At 60.3% G+C, this 20,396-nt stretch carries 21 protein-coding genes; 14 read left to right on the top strand and 7 right to left on the bottom strand.

What is annotated here, in order from left to right; genetic code table 11:
- The first annotated feature begins 95 nt into the window (after nt 1-95).
- Nucleotides 96-1,463, top strand: a complete 1,368-nt coding sequence (locus FHT87_RS12330) for an EAL domain-containing protein (protein ID WP_183729026.1) — start codon at nt 96-98, stop codon at nt 1,461-1,463.
- Between the two features lie 68 nt (nt 1,464-1,531).
- Here FHT87_RS12330 and FHT87_RS12335 read toward each other — a convergent pair whose 3' ends face one another.
- From FHT87_RS12335 to FHT87_RS12355, 5 genes are all read right to left on the bottom strand, one after another.
- A complete protein-coding gene (locus FHT87_RS12335) occupies nt 1,532-2,161 on the bottom strand; it encodes a PRC-barrel domain-containing protein (protein ID WP_183729028.1) in 630 nt (209 codons plus the stop codon).
- A 222-nt stretch (nt 2,162-2,383) separates the two neighbouring features.
- Entirely contained in the window at nt 2,384-3,271 is an 888-nt protein-coding gene (locus tag FHT87_RS12340) for an SMP-30/gluconolactonase/LRE family protein (RefSeq protein WP_183802171.1), read from the bottom strand.
- A gap of 4 nt (nt 3,272-3,275) precedes the next feature.
- Nucleotides 3,276-3,908, bottom strand: coding sequence for a 2-dehydro-3-deoxy-6-phosphogalactonate aldolase (locus FHT87_RS12345; RefSeq protein ID WP_183802173.1), 633 nt, complete (start codon nt 3,906-3,908; stop codon nt 3,276-3,278).
- A 32-nt stretch (nt 3,909-3,940) separates the two neighbouring features.
- Nucleotides 3,941-4,858, bottom strand: coding sequence for a 2-dehydro-3-deoxygalactonokinase (locus tag FHT87_RS12350; RefSeq protein WP_183729037.1), 918 nt, complete (start codon nt 4,856-4,858; stop codon nt 3,941-3,943).
- Entirely contained in the window at nt 4,858-5,619 is a 762-nt protein-coding gene (locus tag FHT87_RS12355; protein ID WP_183802686.1) for an SDR family oxidoreductase, read from the bottom strand. The genes FHT87_RS12350 and FHT87_RS12355 overlap by 1 nt, the downstream gene beginning before the upstream one ends.
- A 113-nt stretch (nt 5,620-5,732) precedes the next feature.
- Here FHT87_RS12355 and FHT87_RS12360 point away from each other — a divergent pair, with 113 nt between their 5' ends.
- From FHT87_RS12360 to FHT87_RS12410, 11 genes are all read left to right on the top strand, one after another.
- Nucleotides 5,733-6,557 (top strand): IclR family transcriptional regulator, encoded by an 825-nt coding sequence (locus FHT87_RS12360; RefSeq protein WP_183729040.1) that lies wholly within the window; start codon nt 5,733-5,735, stop codon nt 6,555-6,557.
- A 276-nt stretch (nt 6,558-6,833) separates the two neighbouring features.
- Nucleotides 6,834-7,565 carry an autoinducer binding domain-containing protein gene (locus FHT87_RS12365; protein ID WP_183729043.1) on the top strand — a complete coding sequence of 244 codons (732 nt, stop codon included), beginning with the start codon at nt 6,834-6,836 and terminating at the stop codon, nt 7,563-7,565.
- 536 nt (nt 7,566-8,101) lie between these two features.
- Nucleotides 8,102-9,256, top strand: a complete 1,155-nt coding sequence (locus tag FHT87_RS12370) for an Mrp/NBP35 family ATP-binding protein (protein WP_183729046.1) — start codon at nt 8,102-8,104, stop codon at nt 9,254-9,256.
- A 403-nt stretch (nt 9,257-9,659) separates the two neighbouring features.
- A complete protein-coding gene (locus FHT87_RS12375; RefSeq protein ID WP_183729049.1) occupies nt 9,660-10,637 on the top strand; it encodes a magnesium transporter CorA family protein in 978 nt (325 codons plus the stop codon).
- 18 nt (nt 10,638-10,655) lie between these two features.
- Nucleotides 10,656-12,554 (top strand): potassium transporter Kup, encoded by a 1,899-nt coding sequence (locus tag FHT87_RS12380; protein WP_183802176.1) that lies wholly within the window; start codon nt 10,656-10,658, stop codon nt 12,552-12,554.
- A gap of 216 nt (nt 12,555-12,770) precedes the next feature.
- A complete protein-coding gene (locus FHT87_RS12385) occupies nt 12,771-13,949 on the top strand; it encodes a cell wall hydrolase (RefSeq protein ID WP_183802178.1) in 1,179 nt (392 codons plus the stop codon).
- A gap of 283 nt (nt 13,950-14,232) precedes the next feature.
- A complete protein-coding gene (locus tag FHT87_RS12390; protein WP_183729058.1) occupies nt 14,233-14,571 on the top strand; it encodes an AtpZ/AtpI family protein in 339 nt (112 codons plus the stop codon).
- A 61-nt stretch (nt 14,572-14,632) separates the two neighbouring features.
- The gene (locus FHT87_RS12395) at nt 14,633-15,385 is read left to right on the top strand and encodes a F0F1 ATP synthase subunit A (RefSeq protein WP_183729061.1); all 753 of its coding nucleotides are present in this window, start codon (nt 14,633-14,635) and stop codon (nt 15,383-15,385) included.
- A gap of 67 nt (nt 15,386-15,452) precedes the next feature.
- The gene (locus FHT87_RS12400) at nt 15,453-15,680 is read left to right on the top strand and encodes a F0F1 ATP synthase subunit C (protein WP_003588243.1); all 228 of its coding nucleotides are present in this window, start codon (nt 15,453-15,455) and stop codon (nt 15,678-15,680) included.
- A 78-nt stretch (nt 15,681-15,758) separates the two neighbouring features.
- The gene (locus FHT87_RS12405; RefSeq protein WP_183802181.1) at nt 15,759-16,379 is read left to right on the top strand and encodes a F0F1 ATP synthase subunit B; all 621 of its coding nucleotides are present in this window, start codon (nt 15,759-15,761) and stop codon (nt 16,377-16,379) included.
- Nucleotides 16,380-16,382: 3 nt separating this feature from the next.
- Nucleotides 16,383-16,874 carry a F0F1 ATP synthase subunit B gene (locus FHT87_RS12410; RefSeq protein WP_183729067.1) on the top strand — a complete coding sequence of 164 codons (492 nt, stop codon included), beginning with the start codon at nt 16,383-16,385 and terminating at the stop codon, nt 16,872-16,874.
- 229 nt (nt 16,875-17,103) lie between these two features.
- On the opposite strand, the gene FHT87_RS12415 is transcribed toward FHT87_RS12410, so the two are convergent.
- Together FHT87_RS12415 and FHT87_RS12420 are read right to left on the bottom strand one after the other, a co-directional pair.
- Nucleotides 17,104-17,796 carry a ribonuclease HII gene (locus FHT87_RS12415; RefSeq protein ID WP_183729070.1) on the bottom strand — a complete coding sequence of 231 codons (693 nt, stop codon included), beginning with the start codon at nt 17,794-17,796 and terminating at the stop codon, nt 17,104-17,106.
- 276 nt (nt 17,797-18,072) lie between these two features.
- Nucleotides 18,073-19,230, bottom strand: coding sequence for a PA0069 family radical SAM protein (locus FHT87_RS12420; RefSeq protein WP_183729073.1), 1,158 nt, complete (start codon nt 19,228-19,230; stop codon nt 18,073-18,075).
- Between the two features lie 139 nt (nt 19,231-19,369).
- On the opposite strand from FHT87_RS12420, the gene FHT87_RS12425 reads away from it, so the two are divergent.
- Together FHT87_RS12425 and FHT87_RS12430 are read left to right on the top strand one after the other, a co-directional pair.
- A complete protein-coding gene (locus tag FHT87_RS12425) occupies nt 19,370-19,888 on the top strand; it encodes a glycosyltransferase family A protein (RefSeq protein WP_183729076.1) in 519 nt (172 codons plus the stop codon).
- A gap of 178 nt (nt 19,889-20,066) precedes the next feature.
- Nucleotides 20,067-20,381 carry a hypothetical protein gene (locus FHT87_RS12430; protein ID WP_183802184.1) on the top strand — a complete coding sequence of 105 codons (315 nt, stop codon included), beginning with the start codon at nt 20,067-20,069 and terminating at the stop codon, nt 20,379-20,381.
- The last annotated feature ends 15 nt before the right edge of the window (nt 20,382-20,396 follow it).

A 20,396-nucleotide genomic window follows, 5' to 3' on the forward strand; every position in this document is an offset into this window, starting at 1 on the left:
ATGCTTCGGGTTGTATCGCGGCCGATTTACTATCGAATTGTTAAGATTTGCCGGTCATTCTTCACCAGGGTGTGGAGGAAAATCTCGGGTTTGGAGTGATGGCGTCGGCAGAAATACCATTCATGACCGTGAGTCAGAACGACCTCCAGGCGATGGCCTATACCGATCCGCTGACCGGGTTGGGAAACCGGCATCGCATGCGGGACAAGGTGATGCAGATTTCTGCCGAGCGTGCCAGCGATCCGGCACCTTTCACCATCGGCATTGCCAATCTCGACAGTTTCAAGCCGATCAACGATCTCTTCGGCTCTGCCGCCGGCGATGAAATCCTGTGCCAGGTCGCCCATCGCCTGAAGGCCTGCATTCCGGATGGCGCGCTGGTGACGCGTCATGACGGCGACGAATTTGCTTTCGTCCTGCCGCTGATTTTTGAGCGCGCCAGTGCTGAGAAATTCGGTCAGATGATCCGCGAGGTCCTGTCGGCCCCCTATGATCTCGGCGACCGTAACGTGCGCCTTTCAGCTTCCTTCGGTTTTGCGATCTATCCTTTTGCCGGCGAGGATTGCGAGGAGTTGCTGAAGAGCGCCGAAACCGCACTCTACCGCTCCAAGCGCCGCGGCCGCGGGCAGATCACCGTCTATTCACGCGAGATCGCGCAGGAGATGAAACGGGCGACCCAGCTCGAACAGGCGCTCAGAAACGCCATCATATCAGATGCGATCGACGTGCATTTCCAGCCGATCGTCTCGCTCGCCAACAATCAGGTGGTGGGCTTCGAGGCTCTGGCTCGCTGGAATGATCCCGATCTCGGCTTCGTCTCGCCGGGTGTCTTCGTGCCGCTCGCCGAGGAGCGCGGTTTTATCGACGCCCTGTCGGAAGCGCTGCTGCGCAAGGCTGCGGAAACGGCACTCTCCTGGCCGCGCGAACTGTTTCTGTCCTTCAACCTGTCTTCGGCCCAGCTCATGGATCCGGGAACGAGCGGCAGCATTCTGTCGATTCTCGGTCGCGTCGGTTTCGACCCGCACCGTCTCGAGCTCGAGATCACCGAAACGGCTGTCATGAGTTCCGCCGACACGGCGCACCGGATCATTGCTGATCTCAGAGCTGCGGGTGTGCGCATCTCGCTGGACGATTTCGGCACCGGCCAGTCGAGCCTCGGGCGCCTGCGCGATTTCATCTTCGATAAGATCAAGATCGATCGCGCTTTCGTCTCTCGCATCAATTCCGACCGTGCCTCCGAACACATCATCAAGGCGATCCTTGCCATGTGCGAGGGCCTCGAGCTGGAAGTCGTGGCTGAAGGCATCGAGGATTATTCGGAAGCGGTCAAGCTGCGCATGCTCGGCTGCGGCATGGGACAGGGCTATCATTTCGGCCGGCCGGCCGACGGCATCGCCACGCTGCGCTTCCTGCACGAGAACTATTACTACGATACCAGCGAAACGGAACGCGCCAGCGCATAACGCCGGAGGCAAAAAACGATGGCACCCCCACGGGACGCCATCGCCTGCGCTATATTCTCCGTACGGAATTACTTGTTGGTCGTGGATCCCGTCGCGGTGGTGTCCGTCGGCATGGCCGTGCCGGTTGCTGCCGGAGCCTTTTCAGCCGCCTGCATTGCCAGTGTCTTGAATTCCGGAGCCGCTTTCAGCGATTCCGCGGTTTCCGTGGTCGTCAGCTTGACGGAGCCATCCTGCGCGTTCTGGGCGACGGTGACCTTCCCCATCGGAACGGCGACGTTCTTTTCGCCGATGCCCAGGAAGCCGCCAACACCGATCACGGCTGCAACAAGGCCGCCGTCCTTCTTCATGATCAGGTCATTGACGCTGCCGATGCTCTCATTGTTGGCGTTATAGACCGACTGGCCGATATAGGTGTTGGCACTGATTTGGTCCGGGGCCTGCTGCGTCAGATAGCTGTCGCCACCCGCTTGAGCCGTATCAGTGCTCGGTGCCGGGGCCGGAGCCTGGGCGGCATCACCTGCGGGCGCCATTGGCTTGACCGGCTCTGCCGGTGCAGGGGCTGCCGGATCGGCGGGCGCAGACTGTGTCGGGGCAGCAGGATTCGCCGGCTCTGGAGCCGTCTGCGAAAATGCCGCCGGTGCGAAAGCCGTGGCAAACAGTGCGCCAGCGGCAACGGTCGTCAGGAGTTTGCGTGTCATTTCGAACCTACTTTCGTTCCTTGAGTGATCCCTGGCGCAGCAGCGCCTGTTTTTCAGGCATTCCTGCCGCGCCGGTTCAAGAATGAAATGACCGGTGCGCTTATTGGTTCCGGACGAAGACACGGAAAATTTTGCGGTTTTCACGGAACCTTGATCGGAAAACGATCCAAAAAGAAAAGGCACCCTGCAACAGAGTGCCTTTGTAAATGCGGGCTTCAACGTTCAGATCACATAGGCAGGATCGAAAACGCCCTTCACCGTGATGCCGAGCTCGAGCAGCGCGCCTGCGCTCGGCTGTGCGGAGCGGGCATCCTCGTCCAACCCCTCCCAGGCTGTCGTCACCACAAGCCGGTCGGCATTGGCACCGATGAAGGCCGGGCAAGAAGGCTGTGCGGCCGGCACCTTGTAGCGGGCGATGCGCAAGCCATCCGGGCTGTAGCGGTCGACGACGCCGGCACCCCAGCGCGCGTTCCAGATATACCCGTCGGCATCGCAGACTGAACCGTCGAGGCCGCCGGGTTCGTCCATGCTGTCGACCATCACGATCGGTTCGCCCGAGGGAAGGCCGGTCTGCGGATCGACCATGACCCGCATCAGGCGGCTGATGCGGGTATCGGTGAAATAGCCGATCGTACCGTCGGGCGAAAAGCAGATGGAGTTCGGAATGCTGATACCGCTGAAGATCTTCGTCACCTTGCCGGCAGCCACGTGATAGATCGCACCCGCCTGCTGCTCGGCGCGCTTGCTCATGGTACTGATCCACAATGCGCCGGAGGGATGCGTGCGCCCGTCGTTGGAGCGGTTTTCCGGCTTGTCGTTTTCGAGCGCCGCATAGAAGGTCAGGTTGCCGCTCGCGATATCCCGCACGAAAAGCCCTTCTTCGGTCGCCAGCAGCTGACGACCGGAATCGATGCGGGCAAGCACGCTCGCCATCATTGGCAGCGGATGCACCTTCTTCTCGTCCGTCAAAAGATTGAGCTCGTGCAGCTCCTTGCCGAGAATGTTGAACCACCAGACGGTGTTGGAAACGGGATCGTAAGTGGGGCCTTCACCGAGAACCGAATTGGTATTGCAAAGCGTTTTGCCCTCGAATTCATAAATATCAGTCATATGCCTATGCTCCTATGGCTGCGTCATAGGCTAAGATGGTTGCCTTGGCTCGCTCGGCAACCTCTGCAGCAGTCATTCCGGGCTTGTAAATGCTGGTGCCGAGGCCGAAGGCGAGAATGCCGGCTTTGGTGTAGTCGGAGAAGTTCTTGTCCGACACACCGCCGACCGCCGCAATCACCAGCTCCGGCGGCAGGATGGCGCGGATCGCGGTGATGCCGGAAGGGCCGAGAACGCTGACGGGAAAGAACTTGAGGCCAGTCGCACCCGCGCGGGCCGCCTGCAGCGCCTCTGTGGGCGTGAAGACGCCCGGCATTGTCACCATCCCATAGTCGCGGGCACGGATGATGACGTCGGGCTCGACATTCGGCGTCACCAGCAGCTTGCCGCCAGCGGCATGCAGGCTGTCGACGGCCTCTGTGGTCAATACGGTGCCGGCTCCGATCAGCACATCAGCCGGCGCCATCTTGGCGGCAATCTCGATCGATTTGAAAGGCTCCGGCGAGTTGAGCGGGATCTCGATCGCCGTCAAGCCGTTTTCGATCAGCGCGCCGACCACGGCCTCTGTTTCCTCGGGCTTGATGCCGCGCAAAATGGCAATCAGCGGACGCTTCATATCGGGGAAGGGGATACGGTTCATGGAAGGTGTCTTTCTCGGTTCGGCCAGATGGCTCAATTTGGCCAGATGGTTTGGGCAGCAGCCGAAAGCCCGCCGCGAACGGCGGCATCGGCATCGATGGCGGTGAAGGAAAGGGAGAGTGTGCGGAAGGCCTGCTCGTAAAGAGCCTGCAGGCGTCCGGACGCGACGAGTGTGATGGCCGTACCCTTGCCGGCATCCTGCAGCGCACCGGCGATTTCGAGGCCGATCAAGATGCCCGAGAGCTTAGCTTGTGCGGCAGCGGCCGAAATACCGTGCAGAAGCTGACCGGAGCGGGCGGTGAAAATCAGGTTGGAGGCGAGTGCCGGCCGTTCGAAGGCCGCTGCGACCGCAGCCTCGAAGGCGGCCGCATCGACCGGCTGATCCTCGGCGCCGGCAACGGCATGCATGAGGATGGTATGCTTGGTAATCGCGTCGAAAAGCTCACCCGTCATGAAGGTGGCAAAGCCGGTCACTCTGCCGTCTTCCACATGCACCCACTTGGAATGTGTGCCCGGCATGCAGACGGCTTGTGCACCGCGGCTCGCAGGGCCGAGCGCGCCGAGAAGCTGTGTTTCCTCACCGCGCATGACATCGGGTATCGCCGCATCGCGCTGGGCAAGGCCGGGCAGGATACGCACATCGCGGTTTTCGCCCGGCACGGACACTGCACCTGATAGGATCGAGGAAAGCGAAGCCGGCACGTCGATATAACCGGCCTCCACCCAGCCCTGCCGTGCGCCCGCCATGCCGCAGACGATGACCGGCAGGTCATCAGGCGCTTCGACCGCTGCGAGATGTCCAGCCAGAACTTGGGAAAAGCCGGTCTTGGCGGCCGTCGTCATACCTTCGCCGCTACGGCGTTCGGCAAGAACGCTGCCGTCGGCACCGATAAGCCAGAGCCGGAAGCTGCTGGTGCCCCAGTCGACCGCGACATAAGCGGGATTTGCCATTAGAGAACGCCTCCATCAACGATAAGGGACTGCGCGGTCATGCCTGCTGCGCAGTCGGATGCAAGAAACAGAGCCGGACCGACAATTGCGTCCGCCTTCAATACGATCTTCAGGCATTGCCCCTGCATGGAACGGGCAATGCTCTCCTCCGTCAGCCACAGCTTCATCTGCCGCTCGGTCACCACCATGCCCGGCAGGATGCAGTTGACGCGGATATTCTCAGGTCCCAGCCTTCCGGCCATGCTCTTCGTCAGGCCGATCACAGCGGCCTTGGCGGCGGCATAGGCGGGGAAAACGCCCATGTTCAATTTGAAGGCGATGGACGACATGTTAATGATCGCCCCGCCGCCGGCCGTCCGCATCGAAGGCACCACTGCCTGCGAGGTGAAGAAGACATGGCGCAGGTTGACTGCCTGGTTGTTGTCCCAATAGTCCTCGGTCACATCATCGAATTCGTGCCTGTCGTCCCAGGCTGCATTGTTGACGAGCACCCGGATCGGCCCGGACTTTTCGACAACCTCGTTCACCGTGCGCCTGATAGCGTCGATATCGCGCAGGTCGGTGTGGTAGAAGCTGACCGGATGCGCAGCCTCTCCGGAAAGCCGTTCCGCCAGTTCCCGGCTCTCTGCCTCGGCGATGTCGAGGAAGGAAACCTTTGCGCCCTGCCTTGCAAAACCCTCGACGAGCGCAGCACCGATGCCGGAGCCGCCTCCGCTCACCAGCACTGCGCGATCCCTGAATTCGGGAAATTGTGCAGACATAGCGCTCACCGTCTCTCTCCTCCCGGCATGCTGTAAATTCCATTATTTGGAACTTAATTTGACTATATGGAATTATCCGATTAGGCTGCCTTACCTGTCAAGGGTAGTAGGCGATGATATCAGGCGGCGACAGCATGGCGCAGGCAGATGACAAGGGGGCGACCGGCACGCCGCGTGATACCGGCACGCTCGGCAAGCTGATGGCCGTGCTCGATCTCGTCACCCATGCTGATGCTCCCTTGCGCTTCACCGATATCCTCGCGCTTGCCAGCCAGCCGCGCGGTACGCTGCACCGCCAGCTCGGCCATCTCGTGGAGGAGGGGCTTCTCGAAATCGATGCGGAGGGACGTTATGCGCCTGGCTTGCGATTGCTCGACTTCGCCTCACGGAGTTGGGCGCGCAACGAATTCCGCCTGATTGCCGCGCCGCATCTCGCCGCCCTGCATCGGGAGACAGGCGAGACCGTCCATCTCGGCGTGCTGCGCGGCTCCTCCATCATCTATCTCGACAAGGTCGAAGGGCACCAGCCGGTGCGCATGTATTCACAGATCGGCAATGCCTCACCCTGCTATTGCACCGGTGTCGGCAAGGCGGCCCTTTCGGTTCTGCCGGCGGACAAACTCCGCGAATTGCTTCCCAGCCTGCGTTTCAACCGCTTCACGCCCTCGACGCATGTGAGCGGTGAAACCCTGTTGACGGAAATCGGCGATATTGTCTCTGCCGGTCATGCCTACGACCGGGAAGAGCACGAGGCGGGTATCCGCTGCGTCGCCGCCCCCATCTGGTCGGACGACCGCTCCTTCATCGGCGGGGTCTCTGTCACCGGTCCCGCCTACCGCCTGTCGATGGAACTTCTCCACGAATGGGCCGTCCCGGTTCAGGTGACGGCGCGGAAGATCATGGACGAAATGCGCATCCGCCTCGGGCCGAGGCGTTGAAACCGATCTGGTTGAAACGATCTGACCGTGATCAACTGCTGGACGTCGTATACGTAGCATGCTTATGATGAGTGCGTTATTGAGATTTGACGGCGAATCACGCCAACTGGGGTCGTCCGCGAAATCATCGACAATTCACCGGCCGAACGCGCTGCGCGCCGAGGCTGAATCCTATTGATCTGACGGGCGTTGTGTAACCCACCCTGCACCTGACCGTTTTTCCACACAGGCTGCCGGCGGTTTACCCAAACCCCGGTTCGAAGGCGAAAAAATCTGATGGCAAGCTTACCGCAAACTTCGGTGGAAGACGCCTATGTCCAGGAGGTCGCCAGTCTAAAGACGCAGTTCGACATCTTCCGCTTCATGAAGCGGGTGACGGAGACCTATCGCAGCCGAGCCTTCATGGTTCTGAACCTGCCGCCGATCACCTCTTTCGATCTGCAGGGCAACACGATTATCACGAGCTGGCCGGCAGAACTGCTGTCCACCTACGACCAGGAAGGGCTGATGATGAACAGCCCGGTCCTGCGGCGGCTGCGTACCTCAACCCTGCCGTTCTTCCACGATACGGCACGGACCGCCTGGCCGCGCGATGATGGCAAAACGGGCTTGGTTGCCGCTCTCTTCGAACGCTTCAAGATGGTGCGTAGCGCTTTTTTTCCGACACATGAACCATCAGGCGCGCGCGGTGCGGTCTCCTTCGCCGGCGATCGCGAACCTTATACGCCCACCGAGATGCGTGAGCTCAGCTACATCGCCATCCACGTCTTCGACCGGCTCGCCGAGATCCGTAATCTCGATACGCGCATGACCGATACGCTGACGGACCGCGAGATCGACTGCCTCAACTGGACTGCCGCAGGTAAGACCAGCGCCGAGATCGCCGAAATCCTCGATCTCTCGGAGCACACGGTCAATCATTACCTGAACCGCGCCACCAAGAAGCTGGATACGGTCAACCGCACGCAGGCCGTCGCCAAGGCGCTGCGCATCGGTCTCATCAAGTAACGTCACCAGCCTAAAATAACGTCAGGCGCTGCCGGGCTGCTCAATATCTGAGCGCCGTTTTCGTTGCTCGCTGTCCAAATTGACAATTGTCATCCCTTTTCGTCAATTTCGCAGTTGGCACGCTTCCTGCATTGTTATTGGCAGAGGTCCAGAGGGGACTTTGATAACAGCGCCAGCCCAATGGTGCGACCGACACGCCGCCGCCTGATATCGTTGCCGCTTTTCTCCCGGCCCTACGATGTTGGGGGCGGTTGTTGCGTTTAGGCAACCGCCTTTTGCCGCTGTTTCGAAACCGGACGATTTCCTTTAGTTTTTTCTGGTCTTTTTTTTCGCTTGCGCTAATTCGCCCCGAATTGCGTCGGTTCTCGGGGAGGCCGTTGCGGCCATCAGGGCGAAAGCCCGGCGGACTTGATGGCCGCAACGGAGAGAGAGCCCGCTGCCTTTCCTTCGATACGAGATGTGCCTGCCGCCCGATTTTGTTTGGCGAAGCCGCCCGCCTCCACTATTTACAGACAAAGAAAAGCAGTGAGGGCGGAATGACCGAGGTCACCAAGGAACAGGTTCTGGAAACGCTGAAGACCGTGCGCGGGCCGGATCTGGAGCACAGTATCGTCGAACTCGGCATGGTTTCCGACGTCTTCATCTCCGACGGCAAGGTCTATTTCTCCATTACCGTGCCGGCGGAACGCGCCAAGGAACTGGAGCCGATGCGGCTTGCCGCAGAGCGTGTCATCAAGGAAATGCCGGGTGTGAAAGGCGCGCTTGTGGCGCTGACGGCAGACAAGAAGGCCGCCGCAAATGCACCTGCAGCGCGCCCGGCCCCACAGGCTGACCACAGCCATCACGGCCACTCCCATACGCCGCAGCAACCGCCTCCGCGCACGGCCAAGATCGGCGTTCCCGGTATCGGCGCCATCATCGCCGTCGCATCGGGTAAGGGCGGTGTGGGCAAGTCGACGACGGCGGTCAATCTGGCACTCGGCCTGCTGGCCAACGGTCTTCGCGTTGGCATTCTCGATGCCGATATCTACGGTCCCTCCATGCCGCGCCTCCTCAAGATTTCCGGCCGCCCGACGCAGATCGATGGCCGCATCATCAATCCCATGGAGAATTACGGCCTCAAGGTCATGTCCATGGGCTTCCTCGTCGATGAGGAAACGGCGATGATCTGGCGCGGGCCGATGGTTCAGTCCGCCCTCCTGCAGATGCTGCGTGAAGTCGCCTGGGGTGAACTCGATGTTCTCGTCGTCGACATGCCGCCCGGCACCGGCGACGCCCAGCTCACCATGGCCCAGCAGGTGCCGCTTGCCGGCGCCGTCATCGTTTCCACGCCGCAGGACCTGGCGTTGATCGATGCTCGCAAGGGTCTCAACATGTTCCGTAAGGTTGAGGTGCCGGTTCTCGGCATCGTCGAGAACATGAGCTATTTCGTCGCGCCCGATACAGGCACGCGCTACGACATCTTCGGCCACGGCGGTGCTCGCAAGGAAGCCGAGCGCATCGGCGTACCCTTCCTCGGCGAAGTTCCGTTGACCATGAATATCCGCGAGACCTCGGATGCCGGAACGCCGCTCGTTGCCTCCGATCCGAATGGCATCGTGGCCGGAATCTACCGTGCCATCGCCGCCAAGGTCTGGGAACAGGTCGGCCAAAAGCCACAGCGCGCCGCACCTGCCATCGTCTTCGAATAGCGCGAATCACTTGGCTACTCACCCCGAATTGTGGGGGAAATGAGATGAAAGGGCGCGGTTCAGGTAAGATGTCTTGATTATTTTCCGGCTTTGCTGCATATGCGCGCCGGCGTCATGATGGCGCGTCTGCAAATGCTCTGCGATGGCCGCCTGTCGATGAAGGTTCGGCCTCTCTGCATGTTCGGAGTTGACTTGTCGATCGAAGGATTGGTGACTGCGATGCGGTGGAGCAACCCGGCCGGAAAGGCCGCATATGGCCGGAGTTGCATGAACTCTTTTTATCCACTTCCGCTACGATCGATGACGAGTGCGCCTGGCGTCACCGCGCTCGCGGCCGCATGGAAGGGTTCTCGATGAAAAGAGCCAGGACGGCCGGGCATTGCCGGCGCCGGAGATGCGGACTGTGATCACCGCATACTGTTCCAACTGCAAATCGATCGAGATTCGCGATCTTGCGAACCCTCCTGAGTTTCCGGCGGATGTGATATGGATCGACATGGTCGAACCGACGCGCGAGGAGGAGCTGCATGTCGAAAAGGTTCTTGGCATTGAAGTGCCGACGCGTGACGATCTCAGGGCGATCGAGCCGTCCGCGCGCCTTTATGTCGAAAACAACGCAGTTTATATGACAGCTTCGCTGATATGGAAGGCAGAGACGGAAGCCCCGACCTTGACGGATGTCGCCTTCATTCTGGCCGGCGACCGGCTGGTGACCATCCGCTACGCCCATCCGAAGTCTTTCGCGCTTTTCATCGCTGCCCTGCACCGCATACCGGAGCAATGGCGCAGTGGCGCTGCCCTGCTCGCCAAGCTTTTGGAAACGATCGTCGACCGCACGGCAGAAGTCCTGGAAGCCTCGGTGTCCCGGCTGGATATCCTGTCGGTCCACGTCTTCGGCGATCGCGCCAAGAAGGTGCGCAAGCCCTCGAACTATCTGGAAGAGAAACTGAAGGACATTGCCGGTCATCACCGCATGATCAGCAAGCTGCGTGACAGCCTCGGCTCGCTCTCGCGCCTGCTCACCTTCTTTTATACGATCCCTGTCGTGCAGCACGATCAGGAAACCAAGGAACTTTGCCGAACGATCTCGCGTGACATCCAGTCCCTTTCGGAACACGCTGCCTTCGTCGCCGGCAACATCACCTTCCTGCTCGACGCCTCGCTCGGCCTCATCAATATCGAGCAGAATGCCATCATCAAGATTTTCTCGATCGCTTCGGTTGTGTTCTTGCCGCCGACGCTGGTCGCTTCCATCTATGGCATGAATTTCGAATTCATGCCGGAGTTGCACCTGACCGCGGGTTATCCCTACTCGCTGGGCCTCATGGTGATCTCCGCCGTCGTCCCCTTCTTCTTTTTTCGCTGGAAAGGCTGGCTCTGAGGAGCCTGTAATTGCTTCATGTCTGAAGAAAGCCATTCTCACGAACGTCACCTTGGGCCGCGCAAGCTCTTTTATCTCGCGCTGGGTTCGGTAGGCGTCGTTTATGGAGATATCGGCACGAGCCCGCTTTATGCCTTCCGTGAAGCGCTGAAGCCGGTCGCCCATGATGGTCTCACCCGTTTCGAGGTCGTCAGCCTTATTTCCCTGATGATCTGGGCGTTGACCATCATCGTCACCATCAAATACGTGCTCTTCCTGCTGCGCGCCGACAACGACGGCGAAGGCGGTACGCTGTCGCTGCTTGCCCTCCTGATGAAGACCGCCAACGGCCATACTGCGCTCTTGATGCTGCTCGGCCTGATGGGCGCAGCGCTCTTCCTGGGCGACGCTATGATCACGCCGGCGCTCTCCGTCCTCTCGGCCGTCGAAGGTCTGAAGCTCGTGACCCCGAGCCTGTCGGAATATATCGTGCCCATATCCGTGGCGATCCTGGCGTTGCTCTTTGTCGTGCAGTCGCATGGCACGGGGGCCGTTGCTCGCCTCTTCGGCCCGATCACGGCGCTCTGGTTCCTCGTCATGGCTGCCGCCGGCATCGCCCATATTTCGGATGATTACGGCATCCTCGCCGCCTTCAATCCCTATTATGCCGTCAGCTTTCTGCTGCATGAGGGTTTCTACGGCGTTGTCGTTCTCGGCGCCGTCTTCCTGACCGTCACCGGCGCGGAAGCGCTTTATGCGGATCTCGGCCATTTCGGTCGGCGTCCGATCCAGTGGGCGTGGTTTGTGCTGGTTTTCCCGTCACTGACGCTGAACTATCTGGGGCAGGGCGCGCTCGTTCTCGGCAATCCGGCGACGATGTCCGATCCTTTCTATCTCATGTACCCACAGTGGGCGCTGCTGCCGGTCGTCATCCTCGCGACTGCCGCTACCATCATTGCCAGCCAGGCCGTCATTACCGGTGCCTTCTCGCTGGTGCGCCAGGGGATCAACCTCGGCTTCCTGCCGCGCATGGAAATTCTCTTCACGTCCGAGACCAATACCGGGCAGATCTTTGTGCCTTCGGTCAATGCGGTGCTGTTCTTCGGCGTCATCTTCCTGGTGCTCGGCTTCAAGACCTCCGATGCGCTGGCGACCGCCTACGGCATCTCGGTCACGGGCGCGATGCTCGTCACCTCGATCATGGCCTTCGAGTTCGTCCGCGTCCGTTGGAACTGGTCGCTTCCGGTTGCCATCATCGCTCTGCTGCCGCTGCTCGTTCTCGAGCTGATCTTCCTCGGCGCCAACCTTCTGAAAATCCATGACGGCGGTTACATCCCAATCATGATTGCGACCGCCTTCACCGTCATCATGTGGACCTGGCGCCGCGGTACGGCGATCCTGACGGAAAAGACCCGCCATACCGACATTCCGCTCGCCTCTTTCGTCAGCTCCATCGAGCGTAAGAGCGAGCATTCTCCGGCCCATGTTCCAGGCACCGCGATTTTCCTGACCAGCGATCCGGATTCGGCGCCCGCCGCGCTGCTGCATAATCTCAAGCACAATCACGTGCTCCATGACCGCAACGTCATCCTGACGATCCGCACGGTGAACAAACCGCGTGTCTCGCCGCAGGAGCGTTACAAAGTCGAGCAGATCTCCGAGCGTTTCTCGCGTGTTGAACTGCTCTTCGGCTTCATGGAATCGCAGAATGTCTCGCAGGCGCTGGCGGCATTGCGCAAGACCGGCCTGAAGTTCGACATCATGACGACGTCCTTCTATCTCGGCCGCCGCAAGCTGGTGCCCGATGCCAAGTCCGGCATGCCCTACTGGCAGGACCGCCTTTACATCGCGCTCGCCAACGCTGCCGCCAACCCCTCCGACTACTTCCGTCTGCCGGCCAACCGCGTCGTGGAACTGGGTTCGCACGTCATCATCTGACGGGAAGCAAGGAGGGGGCACCATCTCGCCCTCTCCCATTTTTGTGACGGGCACGGGAATGAGCAGGCGAGATGATCCGCCTCGCGAAAATATCAGCCCCATTAGAATATGCAGAAATCCTCATGGGCATATTCCGGGACAGGTCGTTAACCAGCTATCAAGGTTAATGCGGGATTTTCTTGGGACTGTTCCTGCGTCCCATACCCGGAGTCCGCGTTGCGTCGAAATGGTCGTTCCCGCAGCAAGCTGCGTCTCTTGCCCCAGAACTGGGTCTCTCCCGCGATCTTCGGCGTGGCCGGATGGCTGATCTTTCCGAGCGTCGCCTCCCATGCCGATCTCGCCACCATGCTCGCCGGTCTCGACAATGATGGCGAAAGCTGGCGCATGGTTCTGACCAATTCGCCGGCTGGCTCCATCCACCAGGCCGAGCTCGCCTTTGCCGATCCCGCTGCCACCGGCTCGATCGCATCAGGTGCAGGTATGCTGCTGCCCGACGGCCGCAAGGTTGCTTTCGTCTCTGGTGAGAAGGGCAATGAGGGGACCACGGACGAGGATCGTGTCAATCGCAACGCCAAGAAGGGCCGCGTCGTCGCCGTCGAAAAGGTGCAGCCGCCGAAGGATTTCTCGGCCGGCTCCATCCTAGAGCGCACCAAGCTCCTCTTTCGTCCGGTCTTCGATCTCAAGGACAAGTCGGCCTTCGTGAAGCCGACGATCAAGGGCAAGGAGATCGAGATCGCCATGGCCTTCTACAAGAAGCAGCCGGCACCACAGCAGGACAATGCCATGCCGGCCTTGCTGGCTGGCCTCGTGACCAATGACAAGGCGGATGCGCTGGCGGCGGCCTATGCGCCTGCCGCGCCAGATTATTCTCGTCAGTCGCCTTTCGATTCGATCCTGACCGACAAGGACGAAGGCCGTTTCGTGCCGCAGATCGGCCCGAAGGACCATGCCTGGGCCGCAAGCATCCTGCCGCCCAGTGTCTTTTCCGCCCGCGAACAGCAGTGCCTGGCATCGGGCATCTATTTCGAGGCGCGCGGTGAATCCGTGAAGGGGCAGGCGGCTGTCGCGCAGGTCATCCTCAACCGGGTCCGCAACCCGGCCTATCCGAAGACCATCTGCGGCGTCGTCTACCAGAACGAAGACTGGCGCAACCGCTGCCAGTTTTCCTTCGCCTGCGACAACATCAAGGACCGGGTAAATTCGCAATATCACTGGCGCGTCGCCCGCGATGTCGCCATGGCCGTGACATCAGGCAGGATCTGGCTGCCGCAGGTCGGTTCGGCCACGCATTACCATGCCGTCTACGTCCGGCCGAATTGGGCCAGGACCATGGAAAAGGTCGGCCGCATCGGCATGCATGTCTTCTACCGCACCTATGGCGGCGGCTGGAGCTGAGGCAAAAGGGCTGCTGATTGTGGATTTTGCGCCGACCGGCGCCGTTCGAAGGCGGATTCTTTGGATGAAATCCTGTCCGAGCGGCCGGATTCCGCTTAAATACCTGATTTTTTACAGTTATTTTATGGCTGGACACCAGCTCTCTACGCCTTGACTATGCTAATTCCTAAAACTATGTTGCGCGCGACTTCAGAACGGGCCGGAAGGTTCTTTAACCTTCGCGTCCGTGGTTCGGAAAACCGGGGTAGCGGGATTGCGGGCGACGGAAGCGGAGGAGAGCACGATGGCGGATGACCGCGAAGAAAGTCTTGAGCAGCGCCGTCGGCAGCTGGAGGCGGAACTTGCCTCCAAGCGTGTCGATGACAGGAAGGAAGAAGCGCGGGAGGCCAGCGCCGAGCAGAGCCGTAAGGGCTATGCGCAGGCGATGAAGCTTTCGAGCGAATTCATTTCCGCCATCGTTGTCGGTGCTGTGCTCGGCTATCTCCTCGACCGTTTTGTCGGTACGGCGCCTTGGGGGTTGATTGTTCTTCTGCTTCTTGGATTCTGTGCCGGCGTACTGAATGTTCTGCGCGCCGCGGGGAAGGTCACCCAACCCCTGGACCGCAGAACGCCTGAGAAATAAGGACCGTTTCGGTCCAGTGCAATTTCCGCCTCTTGGGCGGGTCAAAGAGAGAGAGCAACCGGTGTCCAGCGATCCGACTCATCAGTTCCAGATCTTCAAGATTGTGCCGATCGAGATCGGCGGGATTGATTTCTCGTTCACCAACGCATCGCTCTTCATGGTGGCTTCGGCTGCTGTTGCCGCTGGCTTCCTCTATTTCTCGACCTCGAACCGCGCCGTCGTTCCCGGTCGTTCGCAGTCGCTCGCCGAAATGTCCTACGAGTTCATTGCGGGCATGCTGAAGGAAGGGGCGGGCACCAAGGGAATGAAGTTCTTCCCGCTGGTCTTCTCGCTCTTCATGTTCGTGCTGACGGCAAACCTGCTGGGCATGTTCCCGTATTTCTTCACGATCACCAGCCAGATCATCGTCACCTTCGCGCTGGCGATCCTCGTCATCGGCACGGTGCTCGTCTACGGCTTCTATAAGCACGGCTTCCACTTCCTGAATGTCTTCGTGCCCTCGGGCGTGCCGGGAATATTGCTGCCGCTGGTCGTCGCGATCGAAGTCATTTCCTTCCTGTCCCGTCCGATTTCACTCTCTGTTCGTCTTTTCGCAAACATGCTCGCCGGTCACATCACGCTGAAAGTGTTCGCAGGCTTCGTCGCCTCGCTTGGAGCCTTCGGTGCAGTCGGTGTCGGCGGAGCCGTTCTTCCTCTCATCATGACCGTCGCCCTGACCGGTCTCGAGTTCCTCGTCGCCTTCCTCCAGGCTTACGTCTTTGCGGTGCTGACTTGCATGTACCTCAATGACGCGATCCATCCGGGCGGGCACTAAGGATAACGACATCGACGTCAAAGGGCGTCAGTCATTCGCCGCAACAACCATTTCAAAGGAGTTCAACATGGAAGCGGAAGCAGCAAAGTTCATCGGTGCAGGTCTGGCTTGCTTTGGTATGGCCGGTACGGCTCTCGGCCTCGGCAACATCTTCGGCAGCTACCTCTCCGGCGCTCTGCGCAATCCGTCTGCCGCTGACAGCCAGTTCGGCCGTCTGGTATTCGGCTTCGCCGTTACGGAAGCTCTGGGCATCTTCTCGCTGCTCGTCGCTCTTCTCCTCCTCTTCGCCGTTTAATATCGGTGGATTGATGGATCACGGCCTGCGAACAGCGAGCCGTGATCCTTTGCATTTGCAGTACACCTGGAGGTGAGCATGTACTTTGTGACCCCGGCCTACGCTGAAGAAGCCCCGGCGGGAACTGCGACGGATACGCATGCCGCTCCGGCTGCCGGCGAGGTTCATACCGAGACCGGCATTGCCGAAGGCGAGCACGCGCGTGGGCCTTTCCCGCCTTTCGATTCGTCGACCTACGCATCCCAGCTTCTCTGGCTGGTGATCACGTTCGTCATTTTCTACCTGCTCATGCAAAAGGTCATCGCACCGCGCATCGGCTCGATCCTCGAGCAGCGTCACAACCGCATCTCGCAGGATGTCGACGAGGCCGGCCGCCTGAAGGCTGAGGCTGATGCCGCTGTCGCAACCTACGAAGGCGAACTCGCCGCTGCCCGCGCCAAGGCAAATTCGATCGGTACTGCCGCTCGCGACGCCGCCAAGGTAAAGGCTGAGGGTGATCGTCGCGCTGTCGAGGCAAGCCTGACCGAAAAGCTGAAGGCTGCCGAGGCCCGTATCGCCGATGTGAAGGCAAAGGCCTTTGCCGATGTCGGCGCCATCGCCGAGGAAACCGCAGCAGCCGTTGTCGAACAGCTCATCGGCGGCTCTGCTGCCCAGTCTGATGTCGTTGCTGCCGTTGCAGCAGCCAAGAAGGAGGCTTGATCGATGGAATTTGCTTTTGATGCAACTTTCTTCGCCTTTGTTGGCCTTGTTCTCTTCCTGGCGCTGATCGTCTACCTGAAGGTTCCGGGCATGATGGCGAAGTCGCTTGACGACCGCGCCGACCAGATCCGCAATGAGCTGGCGGAAGCCAAGCGTCTGCGTGAAGAAGCCCAGCATCTGCTCGCTGAATACCAGCGCAAGCGCAAGGAAGCTGAAGCTGAAGCAGCGCATATCGTTGCCGCTGCCGAGCGCGAAGCCGAAATGCTGACCGCTGAAGCGAAGAAGAAGACGGAAGAATTCGTCGCCAACCGCACGGCTCTTTCCGAGCAGAAGATCAAGCAGGCCGAAGCCGACGCAATGAAGGCTGTTCGCTCTGCTGCAGTCGATCTCGCCATTGCAGCCGCTGAATCCGTTATCGGTAAGCAGGCTGATGGCAAGATTCAGTCTGAGCTCTTCGGTCAGGCCGTTGGCGAAGTGAAGACCCGTCTGAACTGAGCTGCAGCGCTGCAGGATTGGAAAAGCCCCGCTTCGGTGGGGCTTTTTTGCTTTTTGGCAGATGCCGTGTGATTGGCGTGATGTGCGAGCTTGTGATGGCTGCGCGACGCACCAAAGAGCCGGCCCTTTGGGAACTTGGCTCAGAAGCGCTCTGCATGAGGCAATGGCCCGCCTCCGGCGCTTTCCCGCCCCTGCGGCTCGCAAGGAAACGAGGCGGTGGCGCTGGAGTCTAATCCTCCAGCATTTCCCCATTCCCCTCTACCACGACGCCGTCCTTGCGGAGTGGCCGGAAGCTCATCCGGTGCAGCGGGCACGGCCCGTGCTTCTCGATGCCGGAGCGATGCTGCGCCGTGCCATACCCGACATGAGCGGCAAAACCATATTCGGGAAACACCAGATGCGCCCGCGCCATCATCCGGTCGCGCGTCACTTTGGCGACGATGGAAGCGGCGGCGATCGAGACGGAGCGTGCGTCACCCTTCACCACGGCCTGTCCGGGGCAGTCGAGCCCTATAGGCACGTCCAGCCCATCCGTCAGTACATAACTTGCCGGTATGGAAAGGCTGCAGATCGCACGGCGCATAGCATCAAGGCTTGCTTTGCGGATATCGGTTTCGTCGATGCGTGTAGAGCTGGAGGAGGCGATGGAGACTGTTGCGGTCGCGAGAATTTGGACGAACAGTTCCTCGCGCCGCTGCGCTGAAAGCTGCTTGGAATCGTTGAGACCCTCGGGAATGCGCTTGGGATCGAGGATCACGGCTGCAGCAACGACAGGACCGGCAAGCGGTCCGCGTCCGGCCTCGTCTGCGCCGGCGACAGGCCAGTGGCCAGCCTTGCGGGCTTTCAGCTCCAGCCGGAAATCCGGCACAAGGGGAGCCTCTTCAAAGAGCAGAGGAGAATCGGGTGACGTGCGACGTTTCATGCGGTTGAACCTCGCACGCCAACCCGATTTCCTGCAAGCCCCCGGATCAGGGCGGCGACGGCCGGGGGCGGTCCAGCGGATGGTGCGGTCAGGGCCATCCGCAGGAATTGCGCAAGGCAGAAGACGCAGGGCAGGTCTTCTTCACGCCTCACGCAAGCTCACGAGCAATTCCAGCAAAAGTGCGCAGTGGTTTTGCGTCCGGAATTGCGTAAAAAAAAGCAATTCCAGCAAAAGTGCTTGAGCGCTTTGCGCCCGGAATTGCCTGAAAACAATCAGTCAGAGCAGCGAAAGCTGCACGCCGCTGCCACCAGGCGGCACAAACAAGTCGTCGCGCAGGGCAAGGCTTCGACGGGTCAACCCCAGCCGCTTTGCCGCCATCTCGAAGCGGCGGGCGATCTGCCAGGCATAGGGTCCCGCACCCTTCATGCGCTTGCCGAACTCGGCATCATAATCCTTGCCGCCGCGCATCGAGCGCACCAGCGACATGACATGGCGATAACGATCAGGATAATTCTGCAACAGCCAATCGCGGAACAGCGGGCTCACTTCCAGCGGCAGCCGCAGAAGCACATAGCTCGCTTCTTCGGCACCCGCCGCCTTGGCGGCATCCAGGATGCGTTCCAGTTCGTGGTCGTTGAGTGCGGGGATGACCGGCGCGGCCATCACTGACGTGCGCACACCAGCCGCGGAAAGCCCACGGATCGCCTCCAGCCTGCGCGTCGGCGTCGATGCCCGCGGCTCCATGAGGCGGGCAAGTTTGCGGTCGAGCGTCGTTACCGAAATGCCGACACGTACGAGGTTCTTTGCCGCCATCTCCGTGAGTATATCGAGGTCGCGCAGGATCATCGCCGACTTGGTGACGATCGCCACGGGATGATTGGCCTTATTCAGCACTTCGAGGAGTTGCCGCATGACGCGCCATTCCTTCTCGATCGGCTGATAGGGGTCGGTATTGGTACCGATCGCGATGACGCGCACCTTGTAGCCCGGCTTGGCGAGCTCGCGCTCCAGAAGCTTCGGCGCATCCGGCTTGGCGAAGAGCTTGCTTTCGAAATCCAGCCCCGCCGAAAGGCCCATATAGGCATGCGTCGGCCTGGCGAAACAGTAGATGCAGCCATGCTCGCAGCCGCGATAGGGGTTGATCGACCGGTCGAAGGAGAGATCGGGAGATTCGTTGCGGGTGATCGCCGTGCGCGGCTTTTCGACCTGCACATCCGTCTTGAAGGGCGGCAGTTCCTCGAGCGTCTGCCAGCCATCATCGAAGGTTTCGCGTTGTGTTGGCTCGAAGCGGCCGCTGGGGTTCAGCCCCGCGCCGCGGCCACGCCGCCGGTCAACTTCGATGCGCAGCCCCGAGGCCGCGATCATCGCGTCGGCAATATCAGCCGTATTGGCAGGCGCAAATGCGGCCTGCCCTGCAAGGGACTGTGGTCTCATCGGATTCTCCACCGGCGGAAAACGCTCGATCCCGCTCGTTTTGATGATTAAATTCCTATCGGCAAAAAGAGAACAATGCAAGAACAAAATGAGGAAAGTCCCGCTGGCAAAATTTTGTGCGGCGCTCTATAAACAGGCAATGTTGACTGTTGTTCTTGAATGCCAGGATCAGGAATCCGAGCTGGCCCAGACTCTATCGGTATTGGTGGCAGGCGCCGTGGAAGGCCTCGTCAGCGACGTGGTCGTGCTCGATCACGGCTCGCGCGACGGCACGGCGCGGGTGGCGGATGCTGCCGGCTGCCGTTTCCATTCACAATGGGATATCAAGGATATCATCCGATCCGCCCGCGGCGAGTGGCTGCTCTTCGTCGAGCCGGGCGCAAGACCGCAAGCGGGCTGGATCGACGAAGTCTCGGAATATGTGGCCTTGAATAAGGTCTCTGCGCGCTTTACTGCCTCGCGTGGCTATCGACGCCCCTTTTTCCAGCGTGTCGGCCGTGCCAGACCACCGCTGGAACTCGGCCTGCTCATGCCCAAGAAACTTGCCGTATCCGCTGCAAAGAGCGGCATGCGCCTTACCGAATTCGTCAAGGCGCAGAAACCACGCCAACTCTCCAGTGAATTGATTCCCTCCTGGGTTGCCCGCGCCGCGCGATAGCTGCACTCCTCGATATTGCGAAAAGATGGCGCTCAATAGAATTTCGCGCTATAATCTGGATATGGCGCCGCCGAAGCGCCTCGCTTCGCAACGGATGGCCATGGAATGCCGGTGAACGGCAGAGCAGGTCAGCGAAAATCTCCTCTTCTGCCGGGTTCCCGGCGAAAGGAGGTGCGTCATGCTGCGCAATATGGTCCACGGCCTGCTGGCCGTCATATTGACGACATTGGTGATCGCGCATCCGCATCCGGCAGCATCGCAGATGATGCGCAGTTGCGCAGGCCGATCCGAGATCGTCAATTTCCTGGACAGCAACTTTGCTGAAAAGCTCAAGGCAGTCGGACTGATCAATCAGAACGCCATTCTTGAGGTTTATGCCGCTGAGAGCGGCACCTGGACGCTCGTCGTCACGGATGCTCACGGCATAAGCTGCGTGGTGCTGTTTGGTGATAGCTGGGACACAATGCCCGCCCTGCCGGGCCTTGCGACATAGGGAATGATGCTGCTG

This window comes from Rhizobium sp. BK316, assembly GCF_014193695.1.
Classification (GTDB): domain Bacteria; phylum Pseudomonadota; class Alphaproteobacteria; order Rhizobiales; family Rhizobiaceae; genus Rhizobium.